Below are 21,519 nucleotides of genomic sequence, written 5' to 3'. Positions count from 1 at the left end.
GCGCTCGTCGTTACTTCTTCTCGATCATCCGCTCTTTCCCGTTCGGGAGAGGCTGGGCGGTGTACGTGTTCGAAGCCGCCTCGACGTCGGCGGACGCCCAGTGCGCGAGCGGAACGTCCGGCCATGTCGGGCGTTCGATTCCGTCGAGCGCCGGCCGATCGAACAGGCGATTCAGCACTTTGACCGCCTCGGCGCGGGTAAGCGGCCGGTCCGGCCGGAACGTGCCGTCCTCGTACCCGGTCATCCAGCCTTCCGCTTGGACGGCGGCGATCGACGATGCCGCCCAATGCGACTTCGCATCGTCGTAGCCCGGTATCCGTCCGGCCGTGCCGATTCGTTTCCAGGCGGCGACGATTGTGGCCGTTTCCGCTCTCGTGACCGGCTGCTCCGGCCGGAATCGCCCTTGATCGTCACCGGTCATGATCCCCGCCGTTTGCAACGCGGCTATGGCGGAGGACGCCCAGTGGCCGGCCGGCACGTCCGGATAACCGCTCGCTGCGGACGCTGCGGACGACGGCGCCCCTTTCAGGTTGCGTGCCAGAATCGCGGCGATTTCGGCACGCGTGATCGGCTTCTCCGGCTGGAACGTCCTGTCTTCGTAGCCGAAGATGTACCGTTCGCGCCATACGTCACCGTCCATGCGAACGATCGTGAACGTGCTGAATTTCGAAATGGCGATTTCGATGCCGACCGGCATGCCGTTCTCGTCATAGGTGATCGTACCGCGCTGGAGCGACTTGTCTCCGTCGCTGTGCTCGATGTATACGGCGAGCTGGGCCAGCCACGCCTCTCTCCGCTGCGGGTCCGTAGGAATCGGGACGCCTTTGAGCGGAAACTCGACCTTCGTCGGCCGGCTGGTGTAATTCGTCTCGATCGTCATCGGCTTGCCGACGATTTCGACGCTGCGGTTTTGCGCCGCTTCCTTCACTTCTTCCGCCCGGACGGTACGTTCCTCCACTTGTTCCCTTTCGGCCGGCTTGTTGATCGGCACGATGCGGAAATATAAATCTTTGCCGTCCGCCTGGAGGAGCGAAAGCGTATCGCTCGGAAGCGTAATTTTCACGTCCTGCGTTTGGATTTCCAGGTTGATGCTTTTGCTCGTCATCGCCGAAACGGAGTCTTTCGGCACGTTAACCGTTACGGCGTCGGCCGGGTCGTTCGGCAAATCGTCGATGACGATTTTCGCGGTGTCGCGTCCCGCTTCGACCGCTTTGCCGACCGATTCGGCCGCTTTCCTCGGGTCGAACGATACGACGTCCACCTTCGTCCCGTCCTGCTCCCGCGTACGCGTGATGTCGACTTTGGCCGCAACGCTGTCGGCACCGCCCACGACCACGTTCACCTGTCTCGTCGTACCGGAAGGCGCTGCGGGAGCCGACGGCGAACTCGGCTCGGACGACGGCGTGCTTTCTTCCTCTAGACGGGTAACGGTCAACGTATACGTTGTTTTGGCGATTCCGTCTTGCGCCGTCACTTCGACCTCGATCGTGTTCGGCCCGACCGTCAAGGCGATCGGGTGGGAAGGCGTGCCGCCCGTCACCGGCATGCCGTTGATCCGGATCGCCGCACCGGGAGCGAGCGCCGTCGCCGTGACCGTCAATTGCGAAACGTCGTTCGGCACGGATGCCGCGTACGACGTCGTGTCTCCGGAAAAGGCGGGGGTCAGCGTCCCGGCGTTCAGACCGAGTCCGCTAAGCCGCGATTCGGCGGACGGTTTGACGATCGTGATCGTGTACGCCTTCCGGGTAGCCGCATCTTGGGCGACGACCTCCACCCGGATGACGTTGGTTCCGGCCGTCAGCGCGATCGGCGCCGAAGGCGATCCGCTTCCGGTAAGGACGTCGTTGATTCGTATCGAAGCGTTCGGCTCGTAGACGGTTGCCGTGACGGTCGTGCTGCCGACGCCGCTTGCCACCTGCTGGGCGTACGCCAGCGTGTTGGCCGAAAACGCGGGCGTCAAATCGCCCGTGCTGACCGAGAGACCGGCCAGATCGGCGACGCCGGCGGGTACGATCTCGACCGTAACGACGGCGGGAGCCGAATAGGCGATCCCGTCGTACGCCGTAAACGTAAAGCTGTCGGTTCCGGTCGCGCCCGGGATCGGCGTATAGACGAACGTGCCGCTGCCGTAGACGCCTTGCGTGACGGTCCCTTTGCTTCCTTGCGATTCGATCCGGTACGTCAAGACGTCGCCCTCCGCATCGGTCGCGGTTAATGCCCCCGTGAGCGGGTAGCTACCCGTCGTGCTGTAAACGGCGCCCGCCGCAACGGGCGCATCGTTGACGGGCGCGATCGTGACCGTAACGGTCGCGGTGATCGAATCGGCGACGCCGTCGTTCGCTTTGAACGTAAACGAGTCGGTGCCGTTCGCGTCGGCGTTCGGCGTGTACAGAAATTCGCCGGTTGCCGGATTCGTGACGACGGCCGTTCCTTTGGTCCCTTGCGTCACGATGCTGTAAATCAAGGCGTCTCCGTTCGCGTCGGTGGCGTTCAGCATGCCGGTCTTCGGCGTATCTTCCGTCACGGCGAGCGAACCGGAGCTCGCGACGGGCTTCGCGTTGCCGACCGACACCGTAAAGCTGCGGGACGCCCGCGCTTGCCGCTCGTCGTCCACGGCGATCGTGACGGTCGCCGTGCCGTACTTCCCGGCCGCCGGCGTAACGGTCACCGTCCGGTTCGCGCCGGAGCCCCCGAATACGATATTCGCGTCCGGGACGAGCGTCGGATTGCTCGACGTACCGCTCACTTGCAAAAGGGCGGCGGGCGTCGTCTTGTCGGAGACGGTAAAGGCCAGCTCGCCGGTCGAGCCGTCCGTCGCGATCTCCTGATCCGCGATCGGGCTCAGCTCGGGTATGTCGTTGACCGTAACCGTGAAGCTGTCGCTGGATTCGCTCGTCAGCGAGTAGACCGTCAGCGTGACGGTAACCGTACCGTCTTGACCCGCAGCCGGCGTAACGTCGATCGTGCGGTTCCCTCCGCTTACGGTGCTCAAGACGATGCCGCTTTCCGGGAGCAAGTCCGGGTTATCGGAGCTCGCCCGAACGAGCAACTCTCCCGCAGCGGTGTTCGCGTCTCCGACCGTAAAGGAAAGCGGTCCCGTCGAGCCGTTCTCGTCGATCGTCAAATCGGACGGAGCGTGGATGGTCGGAGTGGCCGTGACAATGAAAACGGCAATGCCCGCGGACGCCGCTCCGACGTTGCCGGCCGCATCTTCCGCCAAAGCCGCCAACGCATGGGTGCCGTCGGCTAGCGCCGAAGTCGTAACGCTCCAGTCGCCGCCCGAACCCGCCGTCGCGCTGCCGACTTCCGTCATGCCGTCGTACAGCCGTACCGTGCTGTCCGGTTCCGCCGTCCCCGTAATCGTCGGCGTCGTCACGCTCGTGACGTTGTCGTCGTCGAAAATGCCTTTATCCGACGCCGGCGTCAAATCCAAGCCGGCCGGCGCACCCGGCGGCACGGTGTCGATCGTGATCGCAAGCGGACCGGAAGCGTCTCCGACGTTGCCGGCCGCGTCTTCGGCCGTCGCCGTGATCGAGCGAACGCCGTCGGACAAGGCGACCGCCGACGTAAGGCCGGTTCCGAATTGAGCCGCCGTGCCGCTGCCGATTTCCGTCGAGCCGTCGTACAACCGGACCGTGCTGTCCGCTTCCGCGCTCCCGGAGAAAACGGGATTGACGACCTTCGTCACGTTATCGGTCGAGGACTTGCCCGAGTCCGACGCCGTCGTCAAATCCGGGACGGCGGGAGCCGACGGCGCCGTCCTGTCCACATGGAGCGAAAGCGCGTCCGATTCCGCTTCGTTCCCCGCCGCATCTTTCACTTTCGCTACGATTTGGTATAGGCCGTCGACCGACAAGATCGCCGGATTCGCCGGGATCGTCCAGTCGCCCGAGCCGTCCGCGTTCGCTCCGCCCAGCTCGAACGAACCGGAGAACAGCTTGACGGCCTCACCCGCAAGCGCCGTTCCCTTAAACGTCAAAGCCGACGCTTTCGTCATATTGTCGGTATTGGACGCGCCCGTATCGGACTCCGGCGTCAAGTCCGGCGTCCCCGGCTTGGCCGGCGGCGTCGTGTCGATCGTGACGACGAGCGGCGAGGAGGCCGGGCCGACGTTGCCCGCCGCGTCCTCCGCCTTGGCGGTAAACGTATGCGCGCCTTCTCCGAGCGATGATGCGGTCATGCTCCAGCTCCCGCTTCCGGTCGCCGTCCCGCTGCCGACTTCCGTCCCGCCGGCGTACAGCCGGACCGTGCTGTCCGGCTCCGCCGTCCCCGCTATCGCCGGTGTCGTCACGTACGTCAAGTTATCGGCGTCCGAATCGCCCGAGTCCGAATCCGCCTCCAAATCCAAAGCGTCGGGGGCGGCAGGAGCGGACGTATCGATCGTGATCGACAGCGGGTCGGAAGACACGCTCTCGTTGCCCGCGGCGTCTACCGCTTTGACGGTGATCGCATGCGTGCCGTCCGGCAGCGGAGCCGACGCCGTTGCGTTCCAGCCTCCTCCGCTATCCGCGCCGGCGCCGCCGATCTCCGCCGCATCCGCAAACAGCTTCACCGTGGCGTCCGGCTCCGTCGTTCCGCCGAATGCGGGCGTCGTGATCTTGGTGATGTTGTCGCTGTCCGACCCTCCCGAATCGGAGGAAGCCGTCATATCCGGCTTACCCGGTTTAACCGGAGGAGTGGTGTCGATCTTGACGACGAGCGGGGACGAGGCCTCGCTAACCCCGTCGCCGGTCGTCGCTTTCGCGGTGATGGCATAAGTGCCGTCCGGCAAATCCGATGCCAGCGTGATCGTCCAATCGCCGCTTCCGTTCGCCACGGCCGCCGCACCCGCGATCGGCAGCGCGTTGTCGAACAGCTGAATCGTCGCGTTCGGATCGGACTTGCCGGTGATCGTCGGCTTCGTCACCTTCGTGACGTTGTCCGTATCGGAGGAGCCCGAGTCGGACACGGCCGCCAAGTCGAGATTGGTCGGGACCGCTACCGACGCGTCCAGCGTGGTGAATTGTTTATCTTCGCCATAGGCGGTTCCTTTCGCATTGATCGCGTAGGCCCGGTAATGATACGTCGTGTTCGGCTGCAGCCCGGCGACGTTCGCCGTGAACGGCCCCGTCGTGCCGGATGCCGTCGCTTTCAATGGGGACCCCGTCGTCGGATTGACGCTTGTCGACACGACGACTCCCCGCTCGGTGACGGCAGCGCCGCCGTCGCCCGTCACATCGCCCGCGAGCGTCGCTCCGCTGCCCGTAATCGAAGCGGGGGGCGCTCCGGTCGTGACGAAAGGAGTCCCGTCGGCGAGATACAGCCTTGGCGTGGTGCCCTGTTTGAGCTCAAAAACTTCAATTACATCGCTGCCCGACGTATTTCCAAATATTTCCTTCCCCGTTAACATAAACATAACGGAGCCGGTGCCCAGCTTGGAGGTTACGTATGCCGTAACGTCGAATACGAGAGGGGTGTTGCTGAAAACCACTGCGTCTTTCCGATTACTCGCGTTTTCATAGTTCGCGAGGTCGGCTTTCGTCACGGGAGTCGCGGTCGGCTGCCAATTCCCGCTGTACTTCCACAAATTGGCAATGTGGCCCGTTCCTTGAGGTTGGCCTACGGGTATTTCCAACTCGATATGTTTGCCCGTCGGATTCGAAAAACCGGTAATATCGAACTTTAAAAATAACGTTTCCAAGCTGTTATTGGGGGCGACGCCGACGAAAAACGGCGGACTGTTAAACCAGGGCGGTTCGTATGTCGGGTCATAGTTCCAAATTTCGGGATTCGTTACGTCCGCAAACGCCCGGTTCGTTCCCGCCCAAGCCGAGCCGAACAGCATGCAAACGACAACGACGACAATCGATATTCCTTTCCTCATGACAGGCTGTCACCTTCCGTCTTGTAAAATTGAGTGGATGCATAAAGTCCGTAGGAAAAACATCCCCTTCACTGTACCATTTCGCACTGAACAATCACTGAACATATGTCACTTTCCGACCAAGCGGTAATCCGAAAGGCCTATACCCAATATCCTGTACGCGCGTTTGCATTGTCAATTGATGCGCTTTCCATTTTTGATTAAGTTTTTTTGTCGAAATCCAACGGCCGTCCCGACGAAAAACGGGTCCCTCCTGGCCTTGGCCGGATGGAACCCGCTTGTAACGAGACGTTATGGAGTGGACGACCCCGCGGACGATCGTCGACGCCCATGGCAAGTCCGATCATCAAAAAAAGCCCGCCCTTTCCTCCTCGGAAAGAACGGGTTTCATTAGCACCGGGTGGGCGCCGTCCCGGGGCGGAGCGACCCGCCCGTCACGCGCCGAATACCGGCGCGAGCGCCGCATACAGCTTGACGTACCGCGCATATTTGCGCTCGTACGCCCGCGCGGTCTTGTCGTCGGGCGCGTACCGCCGCGCCGGCCGCGCGCGAAGCAGCCGCTCCGCGAAGTCGGCGTAGCCGGACGCCCAGCCGAGCCGGACGAAGCCCCCGGCCGCGCAGCCGAGCGCGGGCAAATATTGCGCGTCCCCCGGCACGATCACCTCGGCGCCGCAGACGTCCGCGAATATTTGGCACCAGAGCGGGCTGCGGCTGCCGCCGCCGATGAGCGTCAGCCGCTTCGGCATCGGCGAGCCGTCCGCCAGCAGCTCCATCACTTGGCGCATCGCGAACGCGACGCCCTCCAGCACGGCGCAGCCCATGTCGGCTCGCGTCGTCGTCGGACGCAGGCCGACGAAGCTGCCGCTCGCCGCCGCATCTTGAACGGGGCACCGTTCCCCGTTCAAGTACGGCAGGAACAGCGCTTCGCCCGCCGCGCGGTCGCAGCCGGACGCTTCGCGCTCGAACGCGGCGTACGCGTCCTCGCCATCGGCTGTGGCGCCTCCGAACGCGGACACCGCCCACTTATGCGCGTTGCCCGCGTTCATGAGCGGAGCGGCGGCGATCAGCTGCCCGGGCTCCGCGTGCGCGAGATGGAACACCCCGTCCGCGGCGCGGCCCGGCCGCTCGACGGAAGCCGCGACCCAGCCGGACGTGCCGAGGTAGACGTACCGGTCGCCCGTCTCGGCGACGCCGGCTCCGATCGTGGACGCGCCCGCGTCGCCGATGCCGCACAGCACCGGGGTGCCTTCGGCGAAGCCGGTCTCCGCGGCCGCTTCCGCAAGCACCTCACCGGCGACTTCGTCCGAGGCGAGCAGCTCCGGCAGCAGCGCCGGATCGAGGCCGACCGCTTCCAACCAATCCGCGCGCCACGACCGGCCGGACAAATCCATCATGCCCGCGGTCGCCGCCGACGTCGGATCGGTCGCGGCGCGCCCGGTCAGCCGCCGAACGACGTAATCTTTGGAGCTGATCAGCACCCGGGACGTCCGGCGAACCGACTCCGGCTCGCGATCCGCCAGCCAGAGCAGCTTCGCGAACGGCATCGAGCCGTCCAGGTGATTGCCCGTCGAGCCGCGGACCGCTTCCTCCCCGATCCGCCCCAAGATGCGCGCCGCCTGTTCGTCCGCACGCGCGTCGGAGTACAAGATCGCGGGGCGGACCGGACGGCCCGTCTCGTCCACCGGGATGAGGTCCTGCATTTGCCCGCTCGTCGCGATCAGCTTCACTTGGCCGGGACGAACGCCCGCCTCCCACCAGCCGCGGGCGATCGACGCGACCGCCCGGAACCATTGCTCCGGCTCCTGCTCGACGGTGCGCCGTTCCCCGTCCGTCCCGCCGGCTCCGGACACCGTGCCGTATATCGTGTCGAGCGGCTCCTCCGCCTCGTGCTCGAGACGGCCGTCGCGTGCGATCAGCACGCCTTTGCAGACGGTCGTCCCGATATCGAACGAGGCGATATAGCCGGCGTCGTGATCGAAGTCGTCCGATCGCCGCATCCTACACCCCAACCTTTCGCTTCGTCTCCAGCTTCATGTCCGCGATGAGCCGATACAAGTAGTCCAGCTCGCCGCTCTCGCACCGCGCCACGAGCGCCGTACCGACGACCGCGCCGTCGAAGCCGCTCTCCACCGCCTCCCGCACCTTCTTGACGGAGCGGAGGCCGAAGCCGGCGACGACGAGCGCGCCGGTATGACGCCGCACGCCGGCGCACAGCGTCTGCAAATTGCCGAGCTGGGCCATCGGGTCGCCGGTCGAGCCCCGGTACGTCTGCGCGTAGACGACCGTCGCGCCGTCCGTCGCCTCGGCGAGCTGCTCGTCGTTCATCCCCGAGTTGGCGAACCGGATGACGTCGACATGCCGGCATGCCGGCTCCGCGGCGATGGCGCGCTGCACGTCCAAGGCGCAATCGGGCAGAACGAGACCGTCGATCAGCCCGTTCTCGGCCAGCTCCCGGTACAGTCCGGCGTCGATCAGCTCCTTGCGGTAGCCCATCGCCCAGATGGGGGCGTTCACCCGCTCCCGCAGCCGCCTCCAATACGACATCGGCAGCTGTCCGTCGACCGCGTGTCCGCTCTGAAGCGCCCGCCGATGGCCGCGGCGAATGATTTCGCCGTCGAGCTTCGGTCTGGCGCTGGGCACGCCGATCTCGAGAATGTCCACGCCGGCGGCGACGATCCCTTCCGCGATGTCGAGCGACCGCTCCGGGTCCGGATCTCCCCCGACGACGTAGCCGATCAGCAGCGCTTCTCCGGCGGCCGAAGCGGCGCGCCACGTTTCGTTGTTGAATTCGTTGACAAACGTACCGCCTGCACGGTTCAACGCCCGCCACGTCCCAACCGCTGGACGATCACCGCGGCGATGAGGATACAGCCGGTGATGACGTCCTGCATGAACGTCGGCACCTCCAGTATCGTCAAGCCGTTGGCCAAAATGCCGATGATCGCAGCTCCGATAAACGTTCCCCAAATGTTCGGAACGCCTTCCTTAAATGCCGTCATTCCAAGGAATGCGGCCGCATAAGCCGGCAAAAACAGTCCCGCGCCCCCGGTCGGATGAGCCGATCCGAGACGCGAGGCCATCAGCACGCCCGTCAAGGCGGCGAGCGCCGCGCACAGGGCGAAGGCGACGTTTTTGTTGCGCGCTACGGCAACCCCGGCGATGCGGGAAGCCGCTTCGTTGCCGCCGATCGCATACAGCCGGCGCCCGAACGCGCTGTTCGCCATGATGTGCCAGAATAGGATCGTGAACAGCACCATGATCAGCGACAGCAGCGGAAGGCCGAGCCATTCCGACTGCCCGATCGTGCCGAACGATTCCGGGATGTTCTCGAAGACGGTGGCGCCGCCCGTCAGCCAAAACGTAAAGCCGCCCAAAATCGTCCCCATCGCGAGCGTCGTCACGAACGACAGGACGCGAAACCGGGTGACGATATAGCCGTTCACGTAGCCGATGACGAACGCGACGGCGAGCGGCGCGAGAAGCGAAAGCCAGATCGGAACGCCGGCTACCGCCATCTTCGCGGCGATAACGCCGCCGAGGCTGGCCGTCGCGCCGACCGACAGGTCGAATTCGCCGACGGCCATGACGATCGTCGTGCCGAGGCCGATAATGACGAGAAACGAAATTTGCCGGCTGATGTTCACCGCATTGCCCCACGTCGCGAACGAATCCGGGCTGAGCGCGCAAAAGACGAGGACGATCAGCAGTCCCGCGAAGGCGGTGCCGTACGTGCGCATGAGCCGGCCGAACGAAAACGATGTCGGCTTCGCGGATGCCGCGGCCGCCGTCCCCTTAGTATTCGTCTGATCCATGCGAAGCTTCACTTCCTTTATCATGTTGGTAACAGAGCTTGAGCACATGCTCCGGCTCGACGCCGTCGTTCGCAAGCTCCGCGATCGTCTCTCCGGCGTGCATGACGACGATCCGGTCGGCGATTTCGAGCACCTCCGTCAAATCGGAGGAGACGAAGAGGACGCCGAGTCCGTTGTCCGCCTGCCCGCGCAGCAGCCGGTGAATGTCTTCCCGCGTCATGACGTCGACCGCCTGCGTCGGCTCGTCGCACAGGAACAGCTTCGGCTCGCACAGGAGCGCTTTCGCGAAGACGACCTTCTGCTGGTTGCCGCCGCTCAGCTCGCCGACCGTCTGCTCGGAGCCGACCGCCTTGACGTTCATCGCTTCCATCCACCGGGCGACGTCGGCGCGTTCCTTGCCCGCCCGCACCGCGACTCCGTTCGAGAACGTATCGAGTACAGGCAGCGTCATGTTTTCGCGGATCGACATGCTCATGACAAGGGCATGGCCGCGCCGGTCTTCCGGGATCAGCACGACGCCTCGGTCGAGCGAACGCTTCGGCGACGGACGGCCGATCCGTTCTCCCGCGACGCTTACTTCGCCGGCGGCGAGAGGCCGAAGGCCGTAAATCGCCTCGAGCAGCTCCGTGCGGCCGGCACCCGCCAGCCCGAACAGGCCGACGACCTCGCCGCCGCGCACCTCGAGCGACGCCCGTTTCACTTTGCCGTCCGAAGTCGCGACGCCGTCCGCCTTCAACAGAACCGGCCCGTCGGCCGTCTCCGCGCTTTTCCGCCGTCCGGCTTCCGCCCGCTCCTTCTCCGACTTCGCCTGTCCGTCGGTCATGAGCGAAATGAGCTTATCCCGCGTCGCCTCGGCCCGCGTCAGCGTCCCCGCCAGCCGGCCGTTGCGCAGCACGGTGATGCGGTCGGACAGACGGAATATTTCGTCCATCCGGTGGGACACGTACACGATCGCCGTCCCTTCCGCCTGAAGCCGCCCGATAAGCGAGAACAGCAGCTCCGCCTCCCGGTCGGTCAGCGCGGCCGTCGGCTCGTCCAGGATAAGCAGCCTGCACTCGAGCATCATCGCCCGCAATATTTCGAGCATCGTCTTCTCCGGCGGCGACATATGCTGCGCGGCCGTATCGAGCGGCACGTCGATGCCGTACCGCTCGGCGAGCCGCTGCGCCCGCTCCCGCATGCTGCCCCAGCTTACGCCGAGACCGAACGGGCGCTTCGGGTAAGGCAGGCCGAGATACAAATTTTCCAGACCCGTAAAGGAAGGGATCAGCTGCCGGTCCTGATGAATGACGTTGATGCCGAGCTTGCGGGCCGACTTCGGGTCGGCGATCGTCACGCTTTTCCCTTCGCACAGCAGCTCGCCGCCGTCCGGCTTGTAGACGCCGGTGACGATCTTGATGAACGTCGATTTGCCGGCGCCGTTTTCGCCTACGAGGGCGTGCACCTCGCCCGGTTCGATCGCGAGCGATACGCCCGACAGCGCGTAATGCGCCCCGAACCGCTTGTCGATTCCTCTAGCTTCCAGAAATGCCACGCCCCGCACTCTCCCAATGCCTTATTTGCTTTTCGTGATCAGGGAAGCCGGCGCATACATTTCCTTATCCTTGACCGGCTTGCCTTGGAATACGTTGTCCAGCTGCTCGATGACGATATCCGCCATGCCCGAGAAGTTTTGCTTGATCGTCGCGGCGAACGGCGAGCCTTTCTGGATCAAGTCGACCGCTTGGCTCGTCCCGTCGATGCCGGTGACGATAATGTTTTTGCGTCCCGCCGCTTCGATCGCCTGCGTCGCGCCGATTGCCGCTTCGTCCCAGCCCGCCCATACGGCGGTGATGGACCCTTCGTCCTTGTTCGCGAGCAGCAAGCTTTCCATCTGCTTGCGCGCGTTCTCGATCGGACCCGGCACTTGAACTTGCTGCTCCGTTACGACCTTGATGTTCGGGTTTTGCTTCAGCATGTCGTCCAGCTGCTGCGTCCGGGCCAATACGCCCGGGTGCGGACGGTGCGTCAGCACGACAAGATTGCCTTTGCCGCCCATCGCGGTGATCAAGTAGTCGGTAATCGCTTTGGACATCGCTTTGTTGTCGCTCGTCGCGTTCATCGTCATGCCTTCGATATAGCCCGCGTCGCAGCCGAACACCGGAATTTTCGCGTCGGCCGCTCGCTTGATCTGCACCTTCAATTGGTTCGGGTCAGTGCTGACGAGCACGATGGCGTCCACTTTCTGGGTAACGAGGTCTTCCATCCGGCTGGCCAGCTGGTTCGTATCCCCCTTCGTGTCGACGACGTTCGCCTTCCATTTCTTGTCCTCGAACCCTTTCTTCAGCTTTTCGACCATTTCGTTCGTCGTGACCGAGGACAAATACGGCGTCAAGATGGCGATCGTCTTTTGCTTGCCTTCCGATTTCGAGCCGGCGGTTCCTCCCGACGCGTTTTCCCCTTTGGAGCAAGCTCCGAGCACGAGGACCAATACCAAGGCTGCCAATACCAAACGGATTGTTTTCATCGCACAAACTCCCCTTCGTCTGATTCGAATCGTTCGCTTGCTTCGTTCCGTCCGCCTTTACGGCGATACCGGATGCTGGCCGTGCCATTTCAATACTTGCTTCGCCGTCTCCATGTCGGTGATGAGAACGTCGACCCACCGGCCGCGCAGCGTGGCGCAGATGGCCGGGACCTTCTCCTCGCCGCTCGCGATGGCGATGACGTTCGGAACGCGCCGCAGCTGCTCGGCGGTCAGCCCGATCATTCGTTCTTCGCCGTCGTACGGGACGACTTTGCCCCGCTCGTCCAAAAACGACGTGCAGAAGCTCGCCACCGCCCCCATCTCGCGCACCCGCGCGATGTCACCTTCGCCGAAATAGCCGGACTGGACGATTGTCGCCCGCTCGGATACTTGTCCGATGCCGACCAGCGCGATGCTCGACTTCTCGGCCAGACGCAAGACGTCGGCGATTTCCGGCTCGCTCGCGAACACGTCTCTCGCTTCTTTGGAAGCGACGACGGCCGGCGCGTTCAGCAGCCGATAGCTCGACTTCATCTTCTCGCCGAGGGCGCGCGCGTTCGAATTGGCGTGCCACGGCGCTCCCGCCGAGCCCCATCCGCCGACGAGCGGGACGAACTGCAGCCCCTTTCGCTGCACGTAACCGATTTCAACGCCGATCGAAGCGATCGACCGCCCGGCCATGACGCCGACGACGTCGTGATCCTTGAGCGCGGATTCGAGTAAAGCGCTTCCCGCACGGGCCAGCTGCGTCTCGATCGTCTTCGCGTCGCCGTCCGGCACGTTCAGCACGCTCACGTCGTGAATGCCGAACGTCTCGGCGATCGCGCGCTCGTACTGCTGCTCCTCGGAGTACGGATTTTTGATCGTGATCTGCACGATGCCGGCCGCCTTCGCCATGCTGAGCATCCGGCTCACCTGAGGGCGCGATACGCCGAGCCGGGTCGCGATTTCTTGCTGGTTCAGCCCGTCGTTGTAATACAGGTTGCTGACTTTCACTAACAGGCGTGTCCTTTCCTCGCCGAGGTCGGTCACCTGATTCACCTCCGTTCGGACAATTTGAACATATGTTCAAATTGGAAATATTGTTCAATGCAAGTATAGGACGCTTTTTCCAAAAATGCAACTTCTTTTTTTCGAATCGTGTCGATCGATCGGACAAAATGACGGTTTCGGCGGTCTTTTATATGAGTCTTTGGTTCTGTTTCGAGTCGCCCCGCCTCAAAATTCCACCCATGGACCCATCCGTCCCGAGAACGACTTTCGACGAAACCGCTCTTGTTCCCGGGAACGGGGCGGCAAACAAAAAAGAGGAACCCGACGGTTCCTCCCCTTGCCGACGATATTAGATTCGTTCCGGCGCCTGAATGCCGATCAAGCCGAGTCCGGTGCGCAGCACCGTGCAGACGGAGCGTACGAGCTCGAGCCTCGCCGCTCTGAGGGCGGCATCGTCCACGAGAATCGGGCATTCGTGGTAAAACCGGTTGAAGCTTTGGGCGATGTCGATCAGATGACGGCTGACGATCGACGGCTCCAGCTTCTCCTTCGCCTGCACCACTTTGTCCGGGAACGCCGCCAGCTCCTTCAGCACCTGCTGGGCCTCCGGGTTGGCCAGCAGCGAGCCGTCGGGACCCGCGCCGCCCGCTTCCGCCTCGCCGCCCGCCTTGCGGAGCACGCTGCGCGCCCGCGCGTACGTGTATTGGATGTACGGGCCCGATTCGCCTTCGAAGTTGAGCACGTCTTTCCACGAGAACGAAATGTCCTTGATCCGGTTGTTGCTCAAGTCGTTATAGATGACCGCCCCGACGCCGACCTGCTTCGCCACTTCTTCTTTGTTGTCCAGCGAAGGATTTTTGCTCTCGATGATGTCGCGCGTCTTGTCGATCGACTGGCGGAGCAGCTCCTCGAGCAGGACGACGTTGCCCTTGCGCGACGAGAACTTGACCCCCTCCAGATTGACCCGTCCGAACGCCACGTGATGAAGCCGGTCGGCCCACTCGTAGCCCATCAGCCCGATTACCTTGAACCATTGCTGGAAGTGCAAGTTTTGCGCGTAATCGGTCACATAGATCGCCTGGTCGAAATCGTACGTCTTCTTCCGGTACAGTGCGGCCGCGATGTCGCGGGTATGGTACAGCGTCGCCCCGTCCTTCTTCAAAATGAGGGCAGGAGGCATGTTATACTCGTCGAGCCGGACCAAGAACGCTCCCTGGTCTTCCTCCAGCAGTCCTTTCTCCTTCAGCTCGTCGACGACGGCGCCCATCTTGTCGTTATAGAAGCTCTCGCCCGCGTCGGAATCGAACGTCACGCCGAGCAAGTCGTAAATGCGGTTGAACTCCTTGTAGCTGATCGTCTTGAACCAGCGCCACAGCTCGAGCGCCTCCTCGTCGCCGCGCTCCAGCCGGACGAACCAGGCGCGGGCTTCGTCCTCGAGCTCCGGCTTCGTCTCCGCTTCGTCGTGAAACTTCACGTACAGCCGCGTCAGCTCCTCGATCTCGCCCTCCTCGACCTGCCGCGCGTCTCCCCACAGCTTGTACGCCGTGATAAGCTTGCCGAATTGCGTCCCCCAGTCGCCCAAATGGTTGATGCCGACGCATTCGTAGCCGAGGAAGCGGTGGATGCGGTACAGCGCGTTGCCGATCACCGTCGAGCGCAAATGACCGACATGAAACGGCTTGGCGATATTCGGCGACGAGAAATCGATGACGATCGTCTTGCCCGCCCCGACCGCGCTCGCCCCGTACCGGTCGCCCTTTTCGCGAATATCGTTCAGAACCGATTCCGCGAACGACTTTTTGTTGAAGAAGACGTTCAAATAGCCGGCCGCGGCGACGGCCTTCTCGAACGCCGGATGCGGCGGCAGCGAGCGCGCCAGCTCGTCGGCGATTTGCTGCGGCGATCGGCGCAGCGTCTTGCTCAGCTTGAAGCAGGGCAGCGACAAATCGCCCATCTCCGGATTCGGCGGCACTTCCGTCATCGCTTCGATCGTCCCGGCGTCGACGCCTTCGAGCAGCGACGCGACAAGCTCGGCCACTATCGTTTTGTATGCGATCATTCCCGTTGCTCCTTTATGACCCGATTTCGGTTTCATTCATTATAGAGAACCGGATGTCGGAAGTAAAGAGCGCTTGTACGGTACGACGAAGCAAAAAACGGCGTAAAGCGCCGCTTGGAACAAGCCGAACGCGGCGATGAACTCGACCGCCTCGGCCTTCCGCAGCAGCTCGGCCGAATCGGCCAGCACGTCCAGCGGGTGAAGGACCAGGTCCCAGCTGTTCCAGCGCAGCACGCGGCCCAAGTAGACGCCGACGGCGCCAAGCCCGATCGCGACAGCCGCAACAATCGCTCCCGGCGTCGTCCCGTAGCGGGCGATCACCTCGACGTGCAGCAGGCGGAGCGACAGGGCGCCGAGCAGCCAGCCGATCGTGGCGGCCAGCATGTTGAACGACAAATCGTAGTACAGCGTCGACTTCTCGCTCGCCCAGCTCAGATGGATCAAGTCGGTGGCGATATAAGGCGCGTTCGGATAAAAGGCGAGCCAGACGATCCCCCAGACGATCGCCGCCGCCCCGACGCTCCGCCTCCCCGTGAGCGCACGGCGAGCCAGCAGCGACGCCGCCAGCGGAATCCAGGCGAGCGCCAAATTCGGCACGATCAGCCACCCGTACGTCGTCTCGTTAAAACGAACCGCCCGAAGCGCCACCATCGCCGCGCATACCGCGCTGGCGGCGGCGAGCGCATAGACGAGCCTGCGCAAATCCATCGACCGTCTCCTCCTCCGTCTCGATCAAATTATTACCATCTTACCGGATCGGCGGCGAATTCGCAAAACGTCGGCAAACGCGAAAAAGACTTCCGCCGCCGGCTCTGCCGGACGATTCGGAAGTCTCGTGCGTGCTGTCGTTCAATGAAGCGGCGTTTCCTCCGTTCGTCCCGAACGCAGGGCGAATTCCCGCTCGAACCGCTCCTTCACCGAGTCGTTGCTGCCTTGCGTCGACAACCGGATTTCGCGGAACTCGCGGACGAGGTTGCGGATGCTGTCCAAATCGCCCGCTTCGGCGTAATCGCCCGTCCGCTCGACGACGGCGAACGTCAGCGCCGACAGCGCGTCCTCGAAGCTGGTGTCCGCGTCGGCAACGGCGCGATAGTCGAAATAGTAGTCTTTGAACGTTTCGATCAGAGTGGGCTCCATATCGATTCCTCCTTCGCCCTTAGGTTGCGCGGGTTTCGTGGCGCTATACGGTCCGACTGCTCAAGACGATTGACCCGGCCGTCCCGGAGGGTAATAGTACGGAGGGATTTTGATCCATCCTCGTTTTCGCATCAATGCTTTTAAGGAGGCGCCAAAGGCCATTTTCTCCGCTTGAAATTGCGCAAACATCAATCCGACGTCGTTGCGGATCGATTGCGTCGCACCGGCCGCCGCATTCATGATCAGAGAAGCGATCTTGATGGAGAGCCCGTTGGCGATCTCGTCGTCCGTCAGCTTGACGCCGAGCGGAATATCGTTCGGATTCGATTTCGGCTTCGTTTCGCTGGCCGGCGGGAGAGAGATTCCTTCCCGGATCATAAAGTCCGTCAGACGTTTCCGCTGGTCTTCGCCCAACTGTTGGTCCTGCTTCAATGCATGGACGAGGTCGCCGTCCGTCGTCGTGTTCAGTCCCGCTTGAACCATGGAAGCGGCCTCCTCCAGGCCTCCCAAATAGATCCAACACCCCATCACTTCGCCCACATGCAGCGGATCTTTCGGTTCGTCGTCGATCCAATCTTTGATGACGTCGATCGCGGCTTCGAATACATTCACCAAATGCAATCCTCCTTATAATCTTTATCGGTAAGTTGCTCCATGTCGGAATCGAATATCCGCGCTTTCGGCAAAACGTGCCGCGGAAACCATCGGCTGAGGAAACAAAAATCCATTCATACATTTTCAATATAATGGGAAATATGGATGAGTCGCCAAAATCACAATTGTCGCTTGAGGGGGGAAACGAAATGAATAAATTGCCCATTGAGGTGCGGCCGAGACAACCGCAAAAATGCCGCGGGTGCATGTGGGGGACATGGGACGGCATGGTTCAATATTGCCCCAAAATCGTCTGCGTGAAGCGGTAACCATAACGCCATTCCGGCAAACGGCGCTGCCGTTCGCATCGCGCGAATCGACGGCGCCTTCGGGCCGGACGCTTTGCCGGCAACCGGTTCGACCCGCCGGAGCGCGGCTCAGGCAGCTTTCCTCCGGCGATCCCGATTGATCCCCGGCTTTCGGGAACATACTACGTTCCAAGAACGCCGACAAACAGCGAAACCGGGTGACAGCTATGTATGTGGGGCTCCTTTTAGTCCAAAGGCATCTTGCGCATATGTCGTTTTATTCGTGGAAAGAGCAGGATTTGTTCACATGGCCCTGGTGGTTCGAATTGGGGGTCGTCGTTGTTCCCTGGGTTTTGTTTTTCTTGCTGCTCGACCGCAAAAGATCGCTTTCCGTCTGGTTCTTCGGGCTATTCGTCCTGATCGTAACCGCCTTCCTGGACGATTTGGGGGCCGAAGCCGGACTGTGGTCCTATCCCGTCAAATTCGTGCCTTACAGCTTGATCGCGATGCCTTTCGACTTTTCCCCGGTCCCCGTTGCGCAAATGCTGATCTATCAATATGTTCGATCGTGGAAACCGTTTTTGCTCGCCTTGGTCGGTCAAGCGCTCCTGTTCGCCTATGTCGGGGAGCCGTTTTCGGTATGGGTGAAGGCGGTGGAATACGATGAATGGAACTATTCGTACTCCTTTCTCTTTTACATCGTCTTGGGTACGGCGGCCAAAGCTTTCGTGGACTATTGGGTTCGCAAACAGGCGGGAGAGGGAACATGAATCGGGGGCGCTCGACGATTGCAATACGTCCCCATTTTGTCCCCAACCTGCTTGGCGGATTTGCTAAAAAAATGCATACAAAAACAAAAACCCTTGTAGGACAAGGGTTTTTGAATATGCGGTCGAGAGGACTCGAACCTCCACGGCTGTTACACCACTAGAACCTGAATCTAGCGCGTCTGCCAATTCCGCCACGACCGCGTATGATTGTCGTCGGTGACGACAAGATTTAATATAGCATAGACGGGGGACAATAGTCAACGGGTCAATTTCATTTATCCGGGGCTTCCCGCCCGATACGCACGATACGCGCGGCAAGCGGCCGCTGTCGCTTCGTATACCGACGCGCCGATCAAGAAGCCGACCGTCGTCGCCGTGCCCGCGTACCGGTACCGCTCCCCGCGGCCGGTCGACGCGATCACGACGGCGTCCGTCGTCGTCCCCGTAGCCGTCGACGTTCCGCTACCGGCGGTGACGCGCAAATCCTGCAGCGCCGCCGTCTTCGCCTCGGTCGCCGTGATGACCGCGTTGACGAGAGCCGCCTCCGTCATTCGGCCGTCGACGACGACGATCGTATTGATCGTCCCCGGGTACAGCCGGTCCGCGCCTTCCGTCGTCCCGGCTCGCGCCGTGTTGCCGAGCCCCGCCGTCACCCAGGCCGAGACGATCAGCCCGTCCCGCTCGAGATGGCATTCTCCCGCTTCCTCCACGAATGCCGCCGTCAGCATCGCCGCCGTATCGTCCGGCACGAAGCCGTGACGCCGCAAGTACGTCTCCATCTCGGCTTCCGGATCGTCGCACATGTACGATTTCGCCACTTGACGGTTGACGATCGTCCGGACGGATCGAAACCCGCCGCCCCATACGGACGAATTGAGCGCGTACAGCGGGAATTCCGCCTTGACGGTCAAATGGCCGCCGTCCCCCGCTTTTGTTTTCGCGGCGCTTACCCCCGATGCCGGGGCCGTTCTCCGTTTCATTCCGACAACGCCCCTCTCGCCGTTTCGCATGCGGCCGTCCGGCCGTTACTGGCGAAGGCTACAACGTTTCCGGCCGCTTCTCTTCGGCCGGCTGCATGAAATAGCCGCGGTCGAGCTTGACCACTCTCCGGTTCGGCCTCCGAATGAGAACCGATTCGTCGTCCCAAGCGACGACGATACCCCGCACGTCGTTGGCGGGATCCGCATCGCGGACGACCCGCACCTTGATGCCGGCGACGCGGTATTCGTCCAGCTGTTCGTCCGTTATCATCGCCATTCCCTCCCGGTTTGCGACCCGATGCCGGGCCGTATGCAGACGAAAGGACCCCATGCTTGCACATTCGGGTCCTTGAAAAATCGCTTCTTGCTATGTTGGACGGAATTAACCGACATGTTCCTTGGAATCGTTCTTCTCGAACCATTCGTCCAAAACCTTGCTCGACATGACGCGACGCTCGATGTAATCCGCTTGCTGTTGCGAAAACGCCGACTTCCACTCGATGTCAAGCTCGTTGCACAGCTTGACGATCGTGAGCAGCTCGGACCAGGCCACGTACCGTTTGTACCAGAAAAATTGAGGATGCTCGATCATATAGGGATATAGATCGTCAAATTCGGTATGCTTGCAGTCCAGAGCCCGCTCGAAGTGGACTTTGGCTTCCGACAGCTTCGTCATCATGAAATCGCTTGTCAGGTGCTCTTTCCCCATATTGTATCCCCCTCCCATATGCCTTATCACACATTATATCGGAAAAATCGGCAGGTGGGAAGGCTCCAATTCCTTCTACCGTCACTCGAATTCGACGGTTCCGTTGTCCAGCGACTTGATGGTCACGATCGATTCGAACCGGATGCCCTGCTCGCGAATCGTGCGCGCTCCGGCTTGAAAGCTCTTCTCGACGAGGACGCCGACGCCGGCCAAGTCCGCACCGGCCCGCTCCAAAATCCGGACGAGCCCCCTCGCGGCATCCCCGTTCGCGATAATGTCGTCGATGAGCAGCACCCGGTCTTGATCGGACAATACGCTCTTGGACACGAGGATGTCGGTGACGATGCCTTTCGTGAAGGAAGGAACCCGTTCGCACCAGACGTCGCCGTCGGTGGTCAACGTTTTTTTGCGCCGGGCGAAGACGAGCGGCACTCCGAGCTCGAGCGCGGTTGCGAAGGCGATCGCGATGCCGGACGATTCGATGGTCAGCACCTTCGTGATCCGCTCCTCCCGGAACCGGCGGGCGAACTCTTTCCCCAGCTCCATCATGAGCGCGGGATCGACCTGATGGTTGATGAGGGCGTCCAGCTGAAGCGTTTGATTGGACAGCACGACGCCGTGCTGCAGGATGCGTTGTTTCAAAATATCCATAACTTGTCCTCCGTAACCTGAAGTCTTTGCCATCTACCGTACCATATCGGGGATCGTACATTCAAGACGTTCGCGGGGCGAAAGCGGGCCCGCGATCTTGACTGGAAACAAAATTCCAAAAAAAGCTCCCGAATATGCAACTTTTCCGGCCCCCGAATCGTCTTAGTATGTAGGAAAAGTTTCATTCGTAAGCGCAGACGCCGCCTTCTCGGACGATCGAGAAAGGCAACGACCCGCGGCGAACGGACGTACGGCTAGAGGAAAAGGGGGCGTTCCGCAGGAAAATCCCCGTTTTTCCGCCCTTTACGGGCTTTGTCAAAACCGGGCCGCAATCGTAACATGATATTGTTCCGTTCGAGACGGACGAAAGGAAGTATCGATCATGACCATAAGCCGGAACGTCCGGTTATGGGCCGCCGCCGCCACGATCGGCGCCCTGTTGGCCGGCTGTGAAACGTCGAAGCACGCCGTGGAACCGCCTCCCGCGAAACCGATCGACTCCGCGCTCCTGCCGGGAACGGCGACGCCCGAGCAGTCGCTCTTGAGCCAGCCGCCCGCACTTGCTCCGGATTCGAACAACTCCGCTCAGACGGTAACGCCCCCGGACGCGAAGCCGCCGGCGAAAGAGGCGCACCCCGTTCCGCCGGACAAAAAAGTCGAGACCGCGTCCGACTCCAAGCCGCCGGCGAGCAAGCCGGGAACGTCCGAGATCGAGTCCTACAATGCGAAGAAGCCCGCCTTGATGGGGATTCGGCTGACCGACACGAGATCGGGCGTCACGCAAAAGTTCGGCGAACCGGTCAGCGAATACGTGATGGAAGACGAACGGGATCCGATTTCGGTCGTCGAATACGAAGGCTTTGCGGTCGGCTTCAATGCCGGCAAAACCGTGGAATTTATCGAAATTACGTCCAAGGACGTCAATCCGGGACTGAACGGACTCCGGCTCGGCCAGAAGGTGAAGGATGCGGAAACGGCGCTCGGCAAGCCGGATACGAATACGAATTTCGCCCTGCACTACAAGGCCGGCGGCACCATCCTGAAGCTGGACGTCGACCCGAAAACCGAAACGATCCAGTCGATCAAGCTGTTCGCCGACGCGAAATGACGATCGCCGAAGCCCTCTTCCGATGCGGA

The 21,519-nt window shown here is 62.1% G+C and carries 17 protein-coding genes and 1 tRNA gene; 2 read left to right on the top strand and 16 right to left on the bottom strand.

The window, feature by feature from the left end; translation table 11 throughout:
- Window positions 1–10: 10 nt before the first annotated feature.
- The 11 genes from DLM86_RS05935 to DLM86_RS05885 all read right to left on the bottom strand — a co-directional run bounded on the left by DLM86_RS05935 (window position 11) and on the right by DLM86_RS05885 (window position 16,982).
- A complete protein-coding gene (locus tag DLM86_RS05935; RefSeq protein ID WP_110839038.1) occupies window positions 11–5,863 on the bottom strand; it encodes an Ig-like domain-containing protein in 5,853 nt (1,950 codons plus the stop codon).
- Between the two features lie 434 nt (window positions 5,864–6,297).
- The gene (locus tag DLM86_RS05930) at window positions 6,298–7,860 is read right to left on the bottom strand and encodes a xylulokinase (RefSeq protein WP_110839037.1); all 1,563 of its coding nucleotides are present in this window, start codon (window positions 7,858–7,860) and stop codon (window positions 6,298–6,300) included.
- 1 nt (window position 7,861) lies between these two features.
- Window positions 7,862–8,683 carry a tryptophan synthase subunit alpha gene (gene trpA / locus DLM86_RS05925; protein WP_158289351.1) on the bottom strand — a complete coding sequence of 274 codons (822 nt, stop codon included), beginning with the start codon at window positions 8,681–8,683 and terminating at the stop codon, window positions 7,862–7,864.
- A complete protein-coding gene (locus DLM86_RS05920) occupies window positions 8,680–9,675 on the bottom strand; it encodes an ABC transporter permease (RefSeq protein WP_110839035.1) in 996 nt (331 codons plus the stop codon). Before DLM86_RS05920 ends, trpA begins: the two co-directional genes overlap by 4 nt.
- Window positions 9,656–11,209, bottom strand: a complete 1,554-nt coding sequence (locus tag DLM86_RS05915; protein WP_211326484.1) for a sugar ABC transporter ATP-binding protein — start codon at window positions 11,207–11,209, stop codon at window positions 9,656–9,658. The genes DLM86_RS05920 and DLM86_RS05915 overlap by 20 nt, the downstream gene beginning before the upstream one ends.
- Before the next feature lie 21 nt (window positions 11,210–11,230).
- Window positions 11,231–12,181, bottom strand: coding sequence for a sugar ABC transporter substrate-binding protein (locus tag DLM86_RS05910; protein ID WP_110839034.1), 951 nt, complete (start codon window positions 12,179–12,181; stop codon window positions 11,231–11,233).
- Window positions 12,182–12,238: 57 nt separating this feature from the next.
- A complete protein-coding gene (locus tag DLM86_RS05905) occupies window positions 12,239–13,213 on the bottom strand; it encodes a sugar-binding transcriptional regulator (protein ID WP_110839033.1) in 975 nt (324 codons plus the stop codon).
- 310 nt (window positions 13,214–13,523) lie between these two features.
- The gene (argS, locus tag DLM86_RS05900; protein ID WP_110839200.1) at window positions 13,524–15,230 is read right to left on the bottom strand and encodes an arginine--tRNA ligase; all 1,707 of its coding nucleotides are present in this window, start codon (window positions 15,228–15,230) and stop codon (window positions 13,524–13,526) included.
- A gap of 42 nt (window positions 15,231–15,272) precedes the next feature.
- Complete coding sequence (locus DLM86_RS05895; protein ID WP_110839032.1) at window positions 15,273–15,941, bottom strand: DUF1361 domain-containing protein; 669 nt, start codon at window positions 15,939–15,941, stop codon at window positions 15,273–15,275.
- Between the two features lie 141 nt (window positions 15,942–16,082).
- Window positions 16,083–16,370 (bottom strand): hypothetical protein, encoded by a 288-nt coding sequence (locus DLM86_RS05890; RefSeq protein ID WP_110839031.1) that lies wholly within the window; start codon window positions 16,368–16,370, stop codon window positions 16,083–16,085.
- 60 nt (window positions 16,371–16,430) lie between these two features.
- Window positions 16,431–16,982, bottom strand: a complete 552-nt coding sequence (locus tag DLM86_RS05885) for a DUF3231 family protein (protein ID WP_245954364.1) — start codon at window positions 16,980–16,982, stop codon at window positions 16,431–16,433.
- A gap of 559 nt (window positions 16,983–17,541) precedes the next feature.
- Between DLM86_RS05885 and DLM86_RS05880 the strand changes: the two genes are divergently transcribed.
- The gene (locus tag DLM86_RS05880; protein ID WP_110839029.1) at window positions 17,542–18,042 is read left to right on the top strand and encodes a CBO0543 family protein; all 501 of its coding nucleotides are present in this window, start codon (window positions 17,542–17,544) and stop codon (window positions 18,040–18,042) included.
- Window positions 18,043–18,159: 117 nt separating this feature from the next.
- Here DLM86_RS05880 and DLM86_RS05875 read toward each other — a convergent pair.
- The 5 genes from DLM86_RS05875 to DLM86_RS05855 form a co-directional block, all read right to left on the bottom strand.
- Window positions 18,160–18,243: transfer RNA gene (locus DLM86_RS05875), tRNA-Leu, on the bottom strand.
- Between the two features lie 74 nt (window positions 18,244–18,317).
- Window positions 18,318–19,022 (bottom strand): adenosylcobinamide amidohydrolase, encoded by a 705-nt coding sequence (locus tag DLM86_RS05870; protein ID WP_158289350.1) that lies wholly within the window; start codon window positions 19,020–19,022, stop codon window positions 18,318–18,320.
- 58 nt (window positions 19,023–19,080) lie between these two features.
- Entirely contained in the window at window positions 19,081–19,293 is a 213-nt protein-coding gene (locus DLM86_RS05865; protein WP_110839199.1) for a hypothetical protein, read from the bottom strand.
- Window positions 19,294–19,404: 111 nt separating this feature from the next.
- Complete coding sequence (locus tag DLM86_RS05860) at window positions 19,405–19,731, bottom strand: hypothetical protein (RefSeq protein ID WP_110839027.1); 327 nt, start codon at window positions 19,729–19,731, stop codon at window positions 19,405–19,407.
- An 81-nt stretch (window positions 19,732–19,812) separates the two neighbouring features.
- Window positions 19,813–20,382 carry a xanthine phosphoribosyltransferase gene (locus DLM86_RS05855; RefSeq protein WP_110839026.1) on the bottom strand — a complete coding sequence of 190 codons (570 nt, stop codon included), beginning with the start codon at window positions 20,380–20,382 and terminating at the stop codon, window positions 19,813–19,815.
- A 382-nt stretch (window positions 20,383–20,764) separates the two neighbouring features.
- On the opposite strand from DLM86_RS05855, the gene DLM86_RS05850 reads away from it, so the two are divergent.
- Window positions 20,765–21,490, top strand: a complete 726-nt coding sequence (locus DLM86_RS05850; protein WP_110839025.1) for a DUF4309 domain-containing protein — start codon at window positions 20,765–20,767, stop codon at window positions 21,488–21,490.
- The last annotated feature ends 29 nt before the right edge of the window (window positions 21,491–21,519 follow it).

The sequence above is a fragment of the Paenibacillus flagellatus genome, from assembly GCF_003217775.1.
In the GTDB taxonomy this organism is placed as follows: Bacteria; Bacillota; Bacilli; order Paenibacillales; family NBRC-103111; genus Paenibacillus_AB; species Paenibacillus_AB flagellatus.
Note: the sequence above shows the minus strand (reverse complement) of the source record. Positions and strands in the feature narration are given on the sequence as shown.

Bases quoted from the DNA above. Each gene is read 5' to 3' on its own strand.
- DLM86_RS05935 (WP_110839038.1), bottom strand. From the start codon at position 5,863: ATGAGGAAAGGAATATCGATTGTCGTCGTTGTCGTTTGCATGCTGTTC.
- DLM86_RS05860 (WP_110839027.1), bottom strand. From the start codon at position 19,731: ATGGGGAAAGAGCACCTGACAAGCGATTTCATGATGACGAAGCTGTCG.
- DLM86_RS05870 (WP_158289350.1), bottom strand. From the start codon at position 19,022: ATGAAACGGAGAACGGCCCCGGCATCGGGGGTAAGCGCCGCGAAAACA.
- DLM86_RS05910 (WP_110839034.1), bottom strand. From the start codon at position 12,181: ATGAAAACAATCCGTTTGGTATTGGCAGCCTTGGTATTGGTCCTCGTG.
- DLM86_RS05865 (WP_110839199.1), bottom strand. From the start codon at position 19,293: ATGATAACGGACGAACAGCTGGACGAATACCGCGTCGCCGGCATCAAG.
- DLM86_RS05930 (WP_110839037.1), bottom strand. From the start codon at position 7,860: ATGCGGCGATCGGACGACTTCGATCACGACGCCGGCTATATCGCCTCG.
- DLM86_RS05850 (WP_110839025.1), top strand. From the start codon at position 20,765: ATGACCATAAGCCGGAACGTCCGGTTATGGGCCGCCGCCGCCACGATC.
- DLM86_RS05890 (WP_110839031.1), bottom strand. From the start codon at position 16,370: ATGGAGCCCACTCTGATCGAAACGTTCAAAGACTACTATTTCGACTAT.
- DLM86_RS05855 (WP_110839026.1), bottom strand. From the start codon at position 20,382: ATGGATATTTTGAAACAACGCATCCTGCAGCACGGCGTCGTGCTGTCC.
- DLM86_RS05920 (WP_110839035.1), bottom strand. From the start codon at position 9,675: ATGGATCAGACGAATACTAAGGGGACGGCGGCCGCGGCATCCGCGAAG.
- DLM86_RS05880 (WP_110839029.1), top strand. From the start codon at position 17,542: ATGTCGTTTTATTCGTGGAAAGAGCAGGATTTGTTCACATGGCCCTGG.
- DLM86_RS05895 (WP_110839032.1), bottom strand. From the start codon at position 15,941: ATGGATTTGCGCAGGCTCGTCTATGCGCTCGCCGCCGCCAGCGCGGTA.